This is a genomic window from Flavobacterium sp. FlaQc-48, assembly GCF_044007335.1.
Classification (GTDB): domain Bacteria; phylum Bacteroidota; class Bacteroidia; order Flavobacteriales; family Flavobacteriaceae; genus Flavobacterium.
In genome coordinates this window covers 239,435-255,006 of the sequence record NZ_JBIPCR010000004.1, presented here as the reverse complement: position 1 = coordinate 255,006, position 15,572 = coordinate 239,435, and the positions used below count along the sequence as shown (strand labels likewise).

The window sequence follows — 15,572 nt, the reverse complement described above, 5'->3', positions numbered from 1 at the left end:
AAATTATTATGAAAGAACTGGATTTATTAAAAAAAGACTGGAAAAAGAACTCGGCTTCTTTTCAACAAATTTCTGAAAATGAAATCTACAAAATGATTCATAAAAAATCATCGTCTATCGTAAAATGGATTTTGATTATCAGTATTTTGGAATTTTCATTTTGGACTTTTTCAAACTTATTTATCAATACTGATGACTTGTTACGAAAAATGAATCATCCTGAAATCGTACTGGCCCTCGATATTTTAACGTATTTCAATTATATCGTCGTGCTATTTTTTGTGATCAGTTTTTATAAAAACTACAAAACAATTTCAACAACCGTTGCAACAAAAACGCTGATGAGTGCCATTTTAAAAACCCGAAAAACGGTTCAGTATTATGTGTGGTATAATTTGGGAATGATTGTGATTATCTCGATCTTTAGTTATTTCATCGCTTTTGTTTACAATCCTGATATGGACTTTTTAAGAGATAAATTAGCCGCAGACGGTAAAGCAGTATTTTTTACTGTCGGAATTTTAATTCTGATTATATTAGGCTTATTGGGTATCTTTTGGTGTATTTACAGATTGCTTTACGGAACACTTTTACGCAGGTTATATGTAAACTATAAAGAGTTAAAGAAAATCGATTTTTAAATATAAGGTACAGAGAAACAAAGGTTCAAAGGCTTTTTAAAAGGTACTGTCCCAATCACTATCCTGACTGAGCAACATTAGTACGTTTTTTAAAACCTGAAACCTGAAACGTTTATTAATCTTAAATTACTAGTAATCCCATCTTCTTAATTGGTTCAGTTCTTCCTGTACTTTGATTTCTTCGGCCGGAATAACTTTTAAAAATGATGGATGTTGTTCGATTGCGTATTCTACTTTTTCAACGATTTCATCAATTGTATCATTTTCATAATCAATATCAAGTGGTTCTTTGATGATGAAAGATTGTAAAATTCCTTTTTTCTTCATTCGCAATCCTTTTTTATCAAACGAACGACGGAAGCCGTCAATTACAATAGGAATTACAATGGGTTTGTGTTGCTTGATGATATGTGCAGTTCCTTTACGAACAGGTTTAAATGACTTTGTTGTTCCTTGCGGAAATGTAATTACCCAGCCATCTTCAAGAGCAATTCTGATGTTTTCTGTATCATTTGGGTTTACTTCTCTTTTTTCCGTAACATCAACACCTTTTGCACGCCAGGTTCTCTCGACAGTAATAGCGCCAACATAGGCTAAAATTCTGGGTAGTAAGCCAGCTTGCATGGTTTCTTTGGCAGCAACATAATATAAATTCATTTTGGGCTGCCACAAATAGCCAATATTCTTAATGTTATCCTCACGTCCGCTTAAACTTGCGTTAAACACATGAAACATAGCCACAACATCAGCAAAATAAGTCTGGTGATTGGATATAAACAAAACATTTGTATCTGGAAGCGCTTTAATAATTTCAGATCCTTCAATCTGTAAATCATTAAACCCTCTGTATCTTCGGTGGGTCATGGCTCCCAAAATTCGGATTAACCATTTCTTGATGAATAATATATGTCCAAAAGGATTTCGCTTAAACAATCCCATAGCTGTCTGTTGTATTTTTTTGTTAGGACGCAAACATACAAAAATTATTCTTTGAGCAATACTAATAAACAATTTCAGAAAGAAATTGTTATTCTAATGAATATCAAATTGTTAATTCTCAGTTTCTACAAATTCCCTTCAAAAGTTATTTTCAAAACATCTCTTAATTCACTTAAAATCATAGCTGTCGCTCCCCAAACAATATGATTTTGAATATTAAATGCCGGAACTAAAATATTATTACCATAAGAAGTTGATAATGTGGCATCGATAATAATTTCATCATTTAAAAATACAGAAAGCGGCAACTCTATAATATCAGCAACTTCTCTAATATCCGGATAAAACAAAAGTTCTTCATTTGAAATTCCTAAAAACGGATGTACTAAAAAATTGCTTGGCGGAATATACATTGGGGTAAACCCCTTTATTACTTTTATTTTCTCCGGACTCACTCCTACTTCTTCATGTGTTTCTCTTAGGGCTGTTTCTTTATAATCTGCATCTGTACTTTCATATTTTCCTCCGGGAAAAGCAATTTGCGACGAATGAACCCCATTATAAGCATTCCGAACAATTAAGACCAAATGAGTTTGTTCATTTTTTGGATAAAGCAGCATCATTACGGCCGCAATTCTGGCGTTTTCTATTTTTAAATCGGGATTTTTCAAGGCTTCGATCCGTTCCTTTGGTGCCATTTTTATGTGCGCCGAAACTGCCGGTAGTGCAACCGGAATTAAATTAGGAACATATTGTAAAAAATCTTGAAAATCCATAATCAAAGTTTATTTTTGTAACTTCAAATAAAATATAAATATAGTCCAGAAAACGCGGTTCTACAAGTTTTCTAAAACCAAAGCCCATAAAAATGTACAGCAGAGAAGAATCACAGAAATTAAAAAGAGAATTTTGGGTGGCTTTCGCCGAAAAATATCCACGCAAATGGGTGCTTTATGATACCAAAATAAAAGATTTCTCTTTTAAGTTTTTTGTAGACAATAAAAAAGCACAGGTTCTAATTGATATCGAACAAAGAAGCGATGATAAACGAAATGCTTATTTTGAAAAAATTGTAGCTTTAAAAAACATTCTCGAAGAAGAATTTATTAAAGACCTGGTTTTCGAACAAAACTACACGCTTGAAAGCGGAAAAACAATCAGTCGTATCTGGACCGAAAAAGAAGGTGTAGGTTTTAGCAACCGCAACAATTGGGATGCTATTTTTGATTTCTTCAACGAAAAAATGCATGCCCTGGAAATGTTCTATTTAGAATATGATGAGTTTATTAAAGATATTGATTCTTAAAAGTTGCTAAACTTCTGAGATGCTAAGTTTTTTATATATAACAAACCTAACAGGTTTTAAAAACCTGTTAGGTTTGTTCGTTTACACACTAAAAATATTATAAACAATAATATGATCGTCGTAATTAATATAAAGCTGTTTACGGTAATCCTGCTTTTTACGGGTAATAATTGAAAGCTTACATTCGCGGCCATCATTGTCTTTGCACATAAAAGAATATACAATATCAGTATCATTTTCTTCGCGTTCGATATAATCCATAATACTAAAAAGCTGAATTTCCTGAGAATATACAACAATTCTGTGTTTATTAGTATCCAGAATTACTGACAGATTAACCAAATCAAGATTGGACCATTGCCCCCATTTTCCTCTTTCGTTTTTTTCTAAAACACTAAAACCAGAAGTTTTAAATTGATAAGACTGACTATAAGTTTGCTGCAAACCTAGTCCCAAAAAAAGCAATAGTATAAAAGTGCGTATAAAATTCATAGTATATTTCTAGCAGGTAATTAAAACTCAAATTTAGCCTTTTCCTGGCAAGCAATCCCGAATTCCCTAATCATTTCCTGAACAATTTGTTCCGCTGGCAATATTTCATGAATTAGTCCGGCGATTTGTCCAATTTCGAGTTCGCCTTCTTCAAGATCCCCCTCAAACATTCCTTTTTTGGCTCTTGCTCTTCCTAAAAGCTGCACTAAATCTTCTTTAGACGGGCATTTTTGATATAATTCCTGAACATCATTATAAAACTTATTTTTAATCAGACGTACTGGAGCTAGTTCTTTCAATGTCAATTGGGTATCACCTTCTTTAATCTTAACTATTGTTTCCTTAAAATTAGTATGCGACGAAGATTCTGTCGATGCTGCAAAACGGCTTCCAACCTGAACACCATCTGCCCCTAAGATCATAGCAGCAAGCATGCCTCTTCCGGTTGCTATCCCACCAGCCGCAATAATGGGGATTTGAATTTTCTCTTTTACCATCGGAATCAGCGTCAAGGTAGTGGTTTCATCACGACCGTTATGTCCGCCTGCCTCAAAACCTTCGGCAACAATGGCATCTACTCCGGCTTCTTGCGCTTTTAACGCAAAAACACTACTACTCACAACATGCACAACTGTAATTCCTTTTTCTTTTAAAAAAGAAGTCCAGGTTTTTGGATTTCCTGCTGATGTAAAAACGATCTTCACGCCTTCTTCGATCACAATATTCATGATCTCCTCGATATTGGGATACAGCATCGGAATATTAACCCCAAACGGCTTGTGGGTTGCTTTTTTACATTTCTGAATGTGTTCACGCAAAACTTCGGGATACATTGAGCCTGCACCAATTAAACCTAAACCTCCGGCATTACTTACTGCCGAGGCCAGTTTATAACCACTGTTCCAAATCATTCCTCCCTGAATAATTGGATATTTTATATTAAAAAGACGGGTAATTTTATTCATTAAAAAATACTGTTATTGTTTGATTATCTTTCCTGTTTTGTGCAAATCATCAGAATCAAAAGTATAAAAATAAAGTCCGCTTTTTAGATTTTCAACAGAAAGAACCGGGTTTTGATTTGTAATTTGTTTCTCTATTACTTTTTGTCCTAAAACAGAATAAACAGAGACTGCCGCAGTATTATTTTCGAACAAAAACGAAACGGTTGTCTGAGCCGGATTAGGGAATACTGAAAAAAGTGAAGATGAGGAATCAAAAGTTTCTACTCCTAAAGTCGATCCGAAATTTGGAATTCCATAACCATAATTATTATCCGGAGTACTATATCGATCTGAAGACCGAAGCACCATTTCCTTAATTTCTTTGTTTGTCTTTGATGGAAAAGCCTGCCATAAACAAGCAATCATTCCTGCCATAACAGGACATGAAAATGATGTACCATTTATAGTGACGATATTTCCGGCAGTATCTGAAACTACAGCAGAACTCCCCAAAGCCATAACATCAGGTTTTATTCTTCCGTCAAAACTTGGTCCTACAGAACTAAAGCCTGATTTGTTTTTTGAAGCCGTAACTGCTCCAACCGTAATGACCGAAACCGCATCAGCTGGTCCGCCAATATGAGGTTCAGAAGTACTTCCTTCATTTCCTGCTGATGCTACTACAATAATTCCTTTACTAAAAGCAATTTCGGCACCACGGGAAATAAAATTCGTAACGCCATTCATATCACTATAACTATGAGAATAATTCGGATTATCAAACTTAAAATACCCCAAAGAAGTTGTAATGATATCTACACCTAAAGCATCTGCTTTTTCGGCTGCTTCAACCCAGTAAGATTCTTCGACAGGATTTTCAGTAGGATCATATTCCGTGATAAACAAATAATATGAAGCGTCAGGAGCAGTACCTACCAAAGCATTTTCTTTATAGCCCCCCATGGTCGAAAGCACCATGGTTCCGTGGTCATCACCTGTAAAGAAATCTTCACTTCTATTAACAAAATCATAACCGCCCAAAATCTGATTATTATCCATCAGCCTTTTAAAAGGCTGGGCTGTATTTACACCTGGAAAGCCGGCATCTAAAACAGCAATTATTTTACCCGATCCGGTTTTATTTTGTTGATGTAAAACCTGCCCATTAAGCATTTGAATCTGAGTAGCCGAAGTTCCATAGGCATAATCAACCGTCGTTTTTAGCTTATTTTGCGTTTGGGAAATTTGATTCTCTCCGACTTTTTTAGAAGTAGTGTTTAAAATTTTATTGGCAAAAACCACTTTATCTACAAATGAAAAGGATTTTAACAATAGGATATTAGCCTGAGTTCCGCGAATATGGAGTGCATTGAGCCACTTTGATTGTGCCATTACGGTAATTCCTGTACTTAACTTTATCTGACTTAGGTAGGTTTCTTCTACAGGAACATCTGTAAGATCTACAGGTATATTTTGATTGGTCCTGCGCTCTAAAGCACGTGCCGAAAGCATTTTTGAAGGAGTATCAAAATAAAGCTGTGCATTTGGCTTATCTTTAAAATAAACCCACGCATCTTCCTGCGAAAACGCCGCAAAAGAGAAAACGAATAAAACAAATGTAAAATAGTACTTCATAGTCTACTTTTTTAAAAGGCAAAACCTCTGTAAAAAAGTATAAAGCTAAGAAATTACTCCCGAACCAACTAATTCATTATCGAAATACCAGGCTACAAACTGACCTTCAGTAATGGCTGATTGTGCTTCTTCAAACTGAACATACATTCCGTCTTCAAATTGGTGTAAAATTGCTTTTTGCAAAGGCTGACGGTAACGAATTCTCGCTATTACCTCCATCGTTTCACCCACTTTTAGAGTTAAATCAGTACGAATCCAGTGTACCTCAGACTTTTCAATAAACAAAGCTTTTTTAAATAAACCCGGATGCTGACTTGTTAAACCCGTATAAATGGTATTGGTTTCAACGTCTGTAGCAATGATAAATAACGGATCTTTTGTTCCGCCTACATTCAATCCTTTTCGTTGCCCTACTGTGAAATAATGTGCACCTTGATGTTTTCCAACTACTTTTCCCATTGTTGGAAGATAGGGACGTTTTTTTGATTCTAATTTTAATTCCTCTTCGAATGATAAACCAGCCGGTTTTTCGATAGTGTAAACCGGGTCATTTTTATCGATCTGAACAATTTTACCGTCTTTGGGCTGTAGTTTTTGTTGCAAAAATTCCGGTAAACGAACTTTTCCAATAAAACACAATCCCTGCGAATCTTTCTTTTCGGCTGTTACCAAATCCATTTCAGCAGCGATTTCACGCACTTCCGGTTTGGTTAAGGCTCCTATTGGAAATAACGATTTTGATAATTGTTCTTGTGATAATTGGCATAGAAAATATGACTGATCTTTGTTATTATCAGCCCCTGCGATCAATTGATAAACCGTTTTTCCGTCTACTTCAATTTCACTTTTTTGACAATAATGACCTGTTGCCACAAAATCGGCACCAAGACTTAAAGCAATTTTCATGAAAACATCAAATTTGATTTCGCGGTTACAAAGTACATCAGGATTTGGAGTTCTCCCTTTTTCATATTCATTGAACATATAGTCCACGATTTTTTCTTTGTATTCTTCGCTTAAATCAACAGTCTGAAACGGTATGCCAAGTTTTTCAGCTACCAATAAAGCATCATTACTATCCTCTAACCACGGACATTCATTAGAAATAGTAACCGAATCATCATGCCAGTTTTTCATAAAAAGGCCAATAACTTCGTATCCTTGTTGTTGCAATAAATAAGCCGCAACACTCGAATCTACTCCACCGGAAAGTCCAACAACTACACGTTTCATTCTAAATCGTTTATATTTTTACAAGGGTGCAAAGATAACTCAAATTATAGATTATTTAGGTAGTTTTGATTAGTTTATATAATACTGTGGTAGATAAAACTTATTGTTTATTTAATTACTTTTAATCTTCAATAAAAATGTCATGCAAAAAATTCTTTACGGTTTTGTTTTTTTCTTTATTATAACCTCTTTAAGTTCACAAAGTTTCAGCTCTTCACTATCTAATTATGAAGCATATAAGGCATTCAAAGGCAAACCTTTATCAGACAAGTTTTCAAATATTGAATCGGTAAAAATCATTTACGATTTGAAAAGACAAAAAATGTATTATTTCAACAGCACATTGATTCCATTACATTATGATTTTGTCACTAATTATTTAGGTTATGATAAAGGGATTGAAGTTTTTAATAATGAGAATTACAGCAATACTATAAAAGACAGAGATTATTTATTGGGAAATCTAAACCACATTAAGGGAACAGAAAAATGGTTTTTTGAATTAGCAGCCTCAGATTATATGCCCATTTCTCAAATTGAGCAATTTTACAAACTAATTTCAGAATCTGCTTTTATTGGGAAACGTTTGAATTTTTACCTAAACAATCCTGAAAAAATGGAATGGTACCAACAGAATAAATTTAGAATTCCGTGTGTTAAATCAGATTATATATTTAATGAACTCAAATATCAGGGAGTTGTTGCCGGAAGTACAATTGGAATCCTGAAACAATATCAGTTAAAGGATCTCGAAAGCATAAAACCAAATCCGAATGAAATTATAATTATTGACGGAACTCCTGATATTTTACCAAATGTAAGAGGAATTATTGTCAATGAACTCCAGACACCATTAAGCCATTTGGTTCTTTTAGGGAAAAACCGAAAAATACGAATTATGGCATACACAACAGTTTTTAAAGACCCTAATATAAAAAGATTACTCTCTAAAAAAGTAGAATTAAAGATTGAAACGGACACTTTTTCCATCAAAGAAACTACTAAAAAGATCATAACAAAATCTATTTCAAAGAAGAAAAGCCTAATCGTTGATAATAGCATTACCAATTTAATTGATTTAGCTAAAATTCCGAAGAATGGAGTCAATTACATTGGATCTAAAGCTCAGAATATGGCGTATTTGATCGCTATTTCAAAAGAAATTCCATTTAAAACTCCCGAGGATGCGCATGCAATTCCATTTTACTATTATACAAAACACATTCAGCAAAAGTCTATTGCTCCTCTAATTACTGAACTTTTAGCTTATCAAAGTAAAGATTCTACAATTTGGATCCATCACCAATTAAAGAAAATAAGGGATGCCATTAAAAAAGAACCTGTTGATTCTCACTTAATAGCCATTTTAAACGAAACTTTTAAAAATGCACCTTTCAAAAATTTCAGGTTCAGATCTTCAACGAATGCTGAAGACTTAGATGATTTTAATGGAGCAGGATTGTACGATTCAAAAACGGGGATTTTAGGAGACAGTATAAAAATATTTGAAAAAGCAATTAAGCAAGTCTGGGCCAGCGTTTGGAATGAAGCTTCTTACAATGAAAGAGCACTCTTTGGTATTGATCAGCAAAGTATTGCAATGGGCGTTTTAGTACATCGTTCTTTTCCTGATGAATTGGCAAACGGTGTTATTATTACAAAAAACATCTTCAGAAAAAACTTTCCTGGAATTACCGTAAACATTCAAAAAGGAGAAAATTCAGTTGTAAAACCTCAAAAAGGAGAAATTTGCGAGCAATTTATCGCCTATCATTTTAATCTCGGAAAAGATGATAAGGATTTTGATGTTGATTATACTTCAAATTCGAATTTGAATAATAATGAGCCCTTATTGAGCCTAAAAGAAATGAGCAGGCTTTTTACGGTCAGTCAAAGAATTGAAGCAAAAATGTATCGCTACTGGAAAAAAAACCGCTTTCATCCTGTTGATATTGAATTTAAAATTGTGGGAGAAAATAGAGAGTTATACATCAAACAGGTCAGGCCTTTTAACGATTAGTCAATAGAAAACCAATAAATCAATTTCATTTGAAACTGAGTTTATCAGTATAATTTTAAAATCAAAATCTTCAATATTTATTTTCTGCTGAATAGATTTTCTAATGCTTTGATGATCTAGAGAAAAACCTTCGTATAAGCCAATTTTAACATCAATACTATTCAGATATTTAGAAGCTTTTTTATTAACAATAACAGAAGCTATTATATAAAATCCGATAATAATCATTTGAAAAAACAGTAACACTTCGATCTTTTCGTACGGATACATAATGTCTAAAATCGAAAGTGTTATGGTTGCAAACAGAAAAATAATCGCATTTACAGTAAAAGATTGCGTCCTGAATCGTAGAATAGAAAAAATAGCAAATAAACCAAACCCAATTCCAATGCCAATTTCAATCTTTGTAAATAAGTAACAAAGCGAAAAAGTACAGAGTCCAACAATAACCATCAACGGATTTATGGTTTCATTATCTTTTCTGTTAGAGAAAAAATACAAAACCAAAATTGAGAAAAACAACAACAAAAACCTTCCGACAAGTTCGTTTAAATTCATTTGATCCAAATATTACCAAATCAAATGTAAAAAATAGTTTGACACAAATTTTACTAATTTTTAGTATTTTTCCTCCCATAATGGTTTCCAAACCATAATCTGTGAAATCCTGCTCACCACTACCCGGATTATGACTAAAAAATCTAATTCATTTTAGGTTTTGAGTCAACCTGGTAACTGCTTTTTGGGTCGCTCATATTGACTTCTTTGGTTAATTTGCCTTTTAGGTAAAACTGCCACATATTGGCTTTCTTTCCGTTAACAAATTTTCCTTTTGATGCTACAACTCCATCCGCATCATAAAAAACAGCATCGCCATTGTATTCGTTATTTTTATAAGTCGTCTGCTCTAAAAGAGTTCCGTTTTGGCCGTATTTTTTATAGACTCCTTCTTTTAAACCATTTACATAAGTCATTTCTTCTGCAATTTTAGCATTTGGATAATAGACGGTTCTTACTCCTTGCAATTTGCCGTTTTTATAGTTTTCAAGCGTCATTACAACTTTTGACGCTTTGTGGTAATACTTCCACTCACCTTCACGGGATTTTCCAATTTCTTTTCCTTCACTTACTTTATTTTTATTCTGATCGTAAAAAATGGTATATGAACTTCCATCATTGGCCGTAAAATCGCGAGTTGCTATTACATCCCCTTTTTTAGTATCATCAAAAAATTTAAACACGCCGGTTTCTTTGCCGTGATTAAAAGTTCCTTCGTAGCGTGGACGTTTCGAAACTTCATAAGTTCCTTTCCATACCCCGTCTTTTTTTCCGTCTGCGTCTGTTTTATTAAAATCCTGCGCTGATACCAAAACAGCATTTAAAAAAAGTAATCCGATTATTATTTTTTTATAAATCATTATAATTCAATTTTAAGATTAAACGAAAATGGCTCTTATAAAGTATATTACAGGTATAAAAAAATCCCGATGAATCGAGATTTTTTTATTGAATGTTATTTCTTTTTGTCTTGCTTTTTAGCTGCTTCCTGTTGCTCCATTACTTCCTGAAGACGTTGTTGAAACTTGCTTTGTTTTTTAGGCTCTTTTAATTTATTCTCCTGAATCTGAGCGTGAATTTTATCTGTATCTACAATATAATTTTTAATTACAAACATAATTCCAATTGTAATTAAGTTCGAAATAAAGTTATACAAACTCAAACCGGCACCATAACTATTGAAGAAAATCAACATCATTAATGGCGAAACATAAATCATGATTTTCATCATCTTTGCCATATCCGGCATACCTTCTTGCTGAGGAGCTGCCATTTGCTGATCTCCGGAAGTCATTTTCATATAGAAGAAAATTGCAACTGCTGCCAGAATTGGGAACAAACTGATATGATCTCCGTATAACGGAATGTGGAATGGTAATTTTACAACGGCATCAAATGATGATAAATCGTCTGCCCAAAGGAAACTTTTTTGTCTTAACTCAAAAGCTGACGGGAAGAACTGGAACGATGCATACATGAACGGAAGCTGAATCAATGCCGGGATACATCCTGCCATTGGGTTTACTCCTGCTTTGTTGTACAGTTTCATTGTTTCCTGTTGTTTCTTCATTGGGTCTTTTTTGAATTTTTCTCCCAACTCTGTAATCTCCGGACGTAAAACTTTCATTTTAGCCTGAGACAGGAATGACTTATAAGTAATTGGCGACATGGCCAATTTGATGATAATGGTAAAGATAATAATCGCAATTCCGTAAGGAATAAATGAAGCTAAAAATCCGAATAATGGGATAAAAATCCATTTGTTGATCCATCCGAAAATTCCCCATCCTAACGGAATAATTTTTTCGAAGTTTTTATCGTATGATTTTAAGATTTTATAATCTGATGGCCCAAAATACCAGCTCATTTTATAATCAACTTCACCATTTGTAAAAGCTAAAGGAACTGTTGCTTTAAATTGCTTTGTGTATACAGTATCAATTGCTTCATCAGTAACTAAATTCGTAGATTCTAATTTAGATTTATCAAATGCTTTATCAGTAGATAAAATAGTTGTAAAAAAGTGTTGTTTAAAAGCTATATAACTCACCTTTTCGGGAGCTTCTTCTTTTAGTCCTGATCCGTTAGCACTTACAGAACTATACTTTTCATCTCCATATTCATATTCAACCTGAGCATAACGATTTTCGTAAGAAACACTTTTTTCGTTTCTGTATGTTTTCAAATCCCAAACTAAATCTAATGGTTTAGAAGAATTTAATACTTTGTTTAATCCTTGAGAACGAATGTCAAAACCAACTAAATAGTCGTTTGCTTTTACCACATATTTGTATTCTAAAAACTCATTAGCTCCTGCCTTTAAACGCATTGTCAAGATTTGGTCTGCACCATTTTTAGTCAATGTAGGCTCAAAAAACAAATCTTTAGAGTTTAAAGTTCTGTTATCCGTAGTTTGCAACTGAATGTTTAAATGAGAATTATTGTCTTTGATCAATTCAACCAATTGTCCTGAACCTTTTTTAAATTTTTCAAATTCTTTCAGGGTAGCTTCCACTATATAACCACCTTTATTAGCGATTTTTAGTTTTATCTTTTCGTTTTCAATAGTTGTAAAACCTTCTTTTGCACTTGGAAGTGTAGCTGAATAAGCAAAACCGCCTAATGTTTTTTGTAATTGTGCTAACTGAACTGTATCTCCCGGAGTTGTTGCAGCAACCGGTAAAACAGCTGTTTTAGTTTTATCAGCTTTCGCTTGCGCTTCTTGTCTGGCAACTAATTCTTTCTTGGCTTTTTCAGCAGCAATTTCTTTATCAGAAGGTTGATTTTGGTACATAATCCAAATCAAAATTCCAAATATCAATACAAAACCAATGATTGAATTAAGATCAAATTTTTTTTCTTCCATTATTTATTTAAAAAAAGTTATTCATTAAGGATATTAGTAATGGGTTTGACTCAAAAGTTACATCCTTTTAGAATTAATTATTATTTTTTATGCGTATTAACTGCAGCAGCCACAAAGTTGACGAAAATTGGATGTGGGTTTGCTACTGTACTTTTGTATTCAGGGTGGTATTGAACTCCAATGAAAAATGGATGATTTTCTAATTCTACAATTTCTACCAAACCTGTATCCGGATTTACTCCTGAAGCTTTTAAACCTGCTTTTTGCAGTTCATCAGCATATTTATTGTTGTACTCATAACGGTGACGGTGACGCTCTGAAATGGTCTTTTGTCCGTAAATTTTATACGCTAAAGTGTTTGGCTTAATATCACATTTCCAAGCTCCAAGACGCATTGTTCCACCTTTATCTGTAACTGTTTTTTGTTCTTCCATTAAATTCACAACCGGATGTTTGGTTTTATCATTCATCTCAGTAGAATTCGCATCGGCATAACCTAAAATATTTCTGGAATATTCAATCACTGACATTTGCATTCCCAGACAAATTCCGAAAAACGGAATATTATTTTCACGTGCAAAACGAACTGCCTCGATTTTTCCTTCAATACCTCTTTCTCCAAATCCCGGAGCAACCAAAACTCCGTCAAGAGTACCTAATTTCTCTTCGACATTGTCAATATTAATGTGTTCCGAGTGAATAGAAATTACATTCACTTTTGTTTCATTTGCAGCACCTGCATGAATAAACGCCTCTAAGATAGACTTGTAACAATCCTGCATTTCTACATATTTCCCAATCAAACCAATGTTTACGGTATGTTTTGGGTTTTTTAATCTGCGTAAAAAAGTGTTCCATGTTTTTAAATCCGGAGCGGCTTTTTTAGGCAAATCTAATTTTTTCAAAGCCACAACATCTAATCCTTCTTCAAGCATTAAATTTGGCACTTCGTATATTGTTGAAGCATCGATTGACTGAATTACGGCTTCTTTCTTAACATTACAAAACAAAGCCAGTTTTTGACGTAGTTCCTGAGACAATTCATGCTCTGTTCTACAAACCAGGATATCCGCTTTAATACCACTTTCCATCAATGTTTTTACAGAGTGTTGCGTAGGTTTTGTTTTTAACTCTCCCGCAGCGGCCAAATAAGGAACCAACGTTAAATGAATAACGATTCCGTTGTTTTCACCCAATTCCCAAACCAACTGACGAACAGACTCTATATAAGGTAACGACTCAATATCTCCAACGGTTCCGCCAATTTCAGTAATTACAATATCATAATCGCCGGATTTTCCCAGCAATTGCATTCTGTCTTTGATTTCGTTTGTAATATGAGGAACAACCTGAACCGTTTTTCCTAAAAACTCCCCTCTTCTTTCTTTTTCAATAACCGAAAGATATACTCTTCCTGTAGTAACGTTATTGGCCTGAGAAGTAGGAACGTTTAAGAAACGCTCATAGTGACCTAAATCTAAATCTGTTTCAGCACCATCATCTGTTACATAACACTCTCCATGCTCATACGGATTCAGCGTACCCGGATCCACATTTATATACGGATCAAATTTTTGAATAGTTGTACGATATCCTCTTCCTTGTAACAATTTTGCTAAAGATGCCGCGATAATTCCTTTTCCTAATGAAGAAGTCACACCGCCTGTAACAAAAATATATTTTGTTTGATTCATTCTGTTGTTGTTTGTATTGTAGTTGTGTAAAAAACTTGGCAAAAGTACAAATTTAATTAGATAATTTGTCAATTAGATTATGAGATAATTTGCAAATTTTTAAATAGAATGATTACATCATTTCGTAATCGATAATTTTAACTTTTAATTAGTCTTTTTTTTAAACAATCTGTTTATTAAGTTTCAAATTTTCATATTATTACTAAATTGTAAAATGAAAAAACAAAGAGTAATACACTACAGCATATATCTAAAGTCACTACTGTTTTTAAATTAGATAAACGAACTATTTTATTGACAGTAAAACGGGCTATCAATTGAATCAGAAAAAATAAAAAGATTTTTATACTATAGGGATTAAGAGTAGTTGCCTGCTCAAAATTGAATCTTAGTATTTGAGAAAACGCTCTGGTCAGACCGCGGCTTTTGCAATAACTTAATGGCATTCCTTCACAGGACGAACGAAAACCAAAATTTAAATAAGGCATTATATAGCTATAAAAAAAGATAAACATGATTATTGCCATAAAAATCATGTTTACCTTTTTATAAGAATCAATTTCGTCAGAAGTTTTTATTTCCACAAAAGAGATTTATTTTTTTGTTTCTTCAACCGTAATAGTATCTGTTTCTATTTCAACCGCAGTTTTTGAAGAATCCTGTGCTTTTGCTGATTCTACATTTGCAGAGTCTATCGCTTTTTTGATTTCATCTGTATGAGTTGCCACTGCTGATCCAATAGTACCTACAATAACTAACATCCAAATAATAACAAATGCCGTTGCAACGATTCCTAAAATCAAACCTGCTTTTGGCATTGTAGTAGAAGCATTTCCTTTTTTTGCCTGAGACAAAGCTATTGCTCCAAAAATAATTGCAAGAACTCCAAAAAGTATTGCAATTAAACCGAAGCAAGGTATAAAAGCCGCTATAGCAGCTACTATTCCTAATACTAAAGCTGCAATACCCATTCCCTGACCTGCATTGGGTGTGGTGTGTAAATCGTTTTCCATAAAGTCTTTTAGTGTTAATTTTTACAAAAATATAAAAACACTTACGTGAAGATGAAAGAATATGTTAAAGTTATTAACAAATAAATTAAAAAGGGAATTCTTGTTATTTCAAAAACGCGGATTTTTGATTTTTATATTATCGAAACCATTATGATTCAACCATCAAAAAAATCATTAAATAAATTTCATTAATTCCAAAACGATAGCGCTCCTAGAATAAGACCAAAAACT

Annotated in this window: 14 protein-coding genes; 3 read left to right on the top strand and 11 right to left on the bottom strand. The window is 33.4% G+C overall.

Annotated features, from left to right (window positions below):
• Positions 1 to 8 precede the first annotated feature (8 nt).
• Complete coding sequence (locus ACHRWY_RS08585) at positions 9 to 641, top strand: hypothetical protein (RefSeq protein ID WP_395353847.1); 633 nt, start codon at positions 9 to 11, stop codon at positions 639 to 641.
• A gap of 129 nt (positions 642 to 770) precedes the next feature.
• On the opposite strand, the gene ACHRWY_RS08580 is transcribed toward ACHRWY_RS08585, so the two are convergent.
• Both ACHRWY_RS08580 and ACHRWY_RS08575 read right to left on the bottom strand, forming a co-directional pair.
• Positions 771 to 1,580 carry a lysophospholipid acyltransferase family protein gene (locus ACHRWY_RS08580; protein WP_395353846.1) on the bottom strand — a complete coding sequence of 270 codons (810 nt, stop codon included), beginning with the start codon at positions 1,578 to 1,580 and terminating at the stop codon, positions 771 to 773.
• A 125-nt stretch (positions 1,581 to 1,705) separates the two neighbouring features.
• Positions 1,706 to 2,356 (bottom strand): NUDIX hydrolase, encoded by a 651-nt coding sequence (locus ACHRWY_RS08575; RefSeq protein ID WP_395353845.1) that lies wholly within the window; start codon positions 2,354 to 2,356, stop codon positions 1,706 to 1,708.
• A 92-nt stretch (positions 2,357 to 2,448) separates the two neighbouring features.
• Between ACHRWY_RS08575 and ACHRWY_RS08570 the strand changes: the two genes are divergently transcribed.
• Complete coding sequence (locus tag ACHRWY_RS08570) at positions 2,449 to 2,886, top strand: DUF4268 domain-containing protein (RefSeq protein WP_395353844.1); 438 nt, start codon at positions 2,449 to 2,451, stop codon at positions 2,884 to 2,886.
• An 81-nt stretch (positions 2,887 to 2,967) separates the two neighbouring features.
• Here the strand turns inward: ACHRWY_RS08570 and ACHRWY_RS08565 are convergent, their stop codons facing one another.
• From ACHRWY_RS08565 to mnmA, 4 genes are read right to left on the bottom strand one after another with little or no spacing between them, the layout of a single operon-like run.
• The gene (locus ACHRWY_RS08565) at positions 2,968 to 3,378 is read right to left on the bottom strand and encodes a hypothetical protein (RefSeq protein WP_395353843.1); all 411 of its coding nucleotides are present in this window, start codon (positions 3,376 to 3,378) and stop codon (positions 2,968 to 2,970) included.
• 20 nt (positions 3,379 to 3,398) lie between these two features.
• Positions 3,399 to 4,343 (bottom strand): NAD(P)H-dependent flavin oxidoreductase, encoded by a 945-nt coding sequence (locus ACHRWY_RS08560; RefSeq protein ID WP_395353842.1) that lies wholly within the window; start codon positions 4,341 to 4,343, stop codon positions 3,399 to 3,401.
• Positions 4,344 to 4,355: 12 nt separating this feature from the next.
• Positions 4,356 to 5,957, bottom strand: coding sequence for a S8 family serine peptidase (locus tag ACHRWY_RS08555; RefSeq protein ID WP_395353841.1), 1,602 nt, complete (start codon positions 5,955 to 5,957; stop codon positions 4,356 to 4,358).
• A 45-nt stretch (positions 5,958 to 6,002) separates the two neighbouring features.
• Positions 6,003 to 7,190 carry a tRNA 2-thiouridine(34) synthase MnmA gene (mnmA, locus tag ACHRWY_RS08550; RefSeq protein WP_395353840.1) on the bottom strand — a complete coding sequence of 396 codons (1,188 nt, stop codon included), beginning with the start codon at positions 7,188 to 7,190 and terminating at the stop codon, positions 6,003 to 6,005.
• A gap of 142 nt (positions 7,191 to 7,332) precedes the next feature.
• Here mnmA and ACHRWY_RS08545 point away from each other — a divergent pair, with 142 nt between their 5' ends.
• Positions 7,333 to 9,210, top strand: coding sequence for a PEP/pyruvate-binding domain-containing protein (locus tag ACHRWY_RS08545; protein ID WP_395353839.1), 1,878 nt, complete (start codon positions 7,333 to 7,335; stop codon positions 9,208 to 9,210).
• On the opposite strand, the gene ACHRWY_RS08540 is transcribed toward ACHRWY_RS08545, so the two are convergent.
• The 5 genes from ACHRWY_RS08540 to ACHRWY_RS08520 all read right to left on the bottom strand — a co-directional run bounded on the left by ACHRWY_RS08540 (position 9,211) and on the right by ACHRWY_RS08520 (position 15,341).
• Positions 9,211 to 9,768, bottom strand: a complete 558-nt coding sequence (locus ACHRWY_RS08540) for a DUF4956 domain-containing protein (protein WP_395353838.1) — start codon at positions 9,766 to 9,768, stop codon at positions 9,211 to 9,213.
• Between the two features lie 143 nt (positions 9,769 to 9,911).
• Positions 9,912 to 10,628, bottom strand: coding sequence for a toxin-antitoxin system YwqK family antitoxin (locus ACHRWY_RS08535; RefSeq protein ID WP_395353837.1), 717 nt, complete (start codon positions 10,626 to 10,628; stop codon positions 9,912 to 9,914).
• A gap of 95 nt (positions 10,629 to 10,723) precedes the next feature.
• A complete protein-coding gene (gene yidC, locus ACHRWY_RS08530) occupies positions 10,724 to 12,634 on the bottom strand; it encodes a membrane protein insertase YidC (protein WP_395353836.1) in 1,911 nt (636 codons plus the stop codon).
• An 80-nt stretch (positions 12,635 to 12,714) separates the two neighbouring features.
• The gene (locus tag ACHRWY_RS08525) at positions 12,715 to 14,328 is read right to left on the bottom strand and encodes a CTP synthase (RefSeq protein WP_395353835.1); all 1,614 of its coding nucleotides are present in this window, start codon (positions 14,326 to 14,328) and stop codon (positions 12,715 to 12,717) included.
• A gap of 593 nt (positions 14,329 to 14,921) precedes the next feature.
• Positions 14,922 to 15,341, bottom strand: coding sequence for a DUF4190 domain-containing protein (locus ACHRWY_RS08520; RefSeq protein WP_395353834.1), 420 nt, complete (start codon positions 15,339 to 15,341; stop codon positions 14,922 to 14,924).
• Between the last annotated feature and the right edge of the window lie 231 nt (positions 15,342 to 15,572).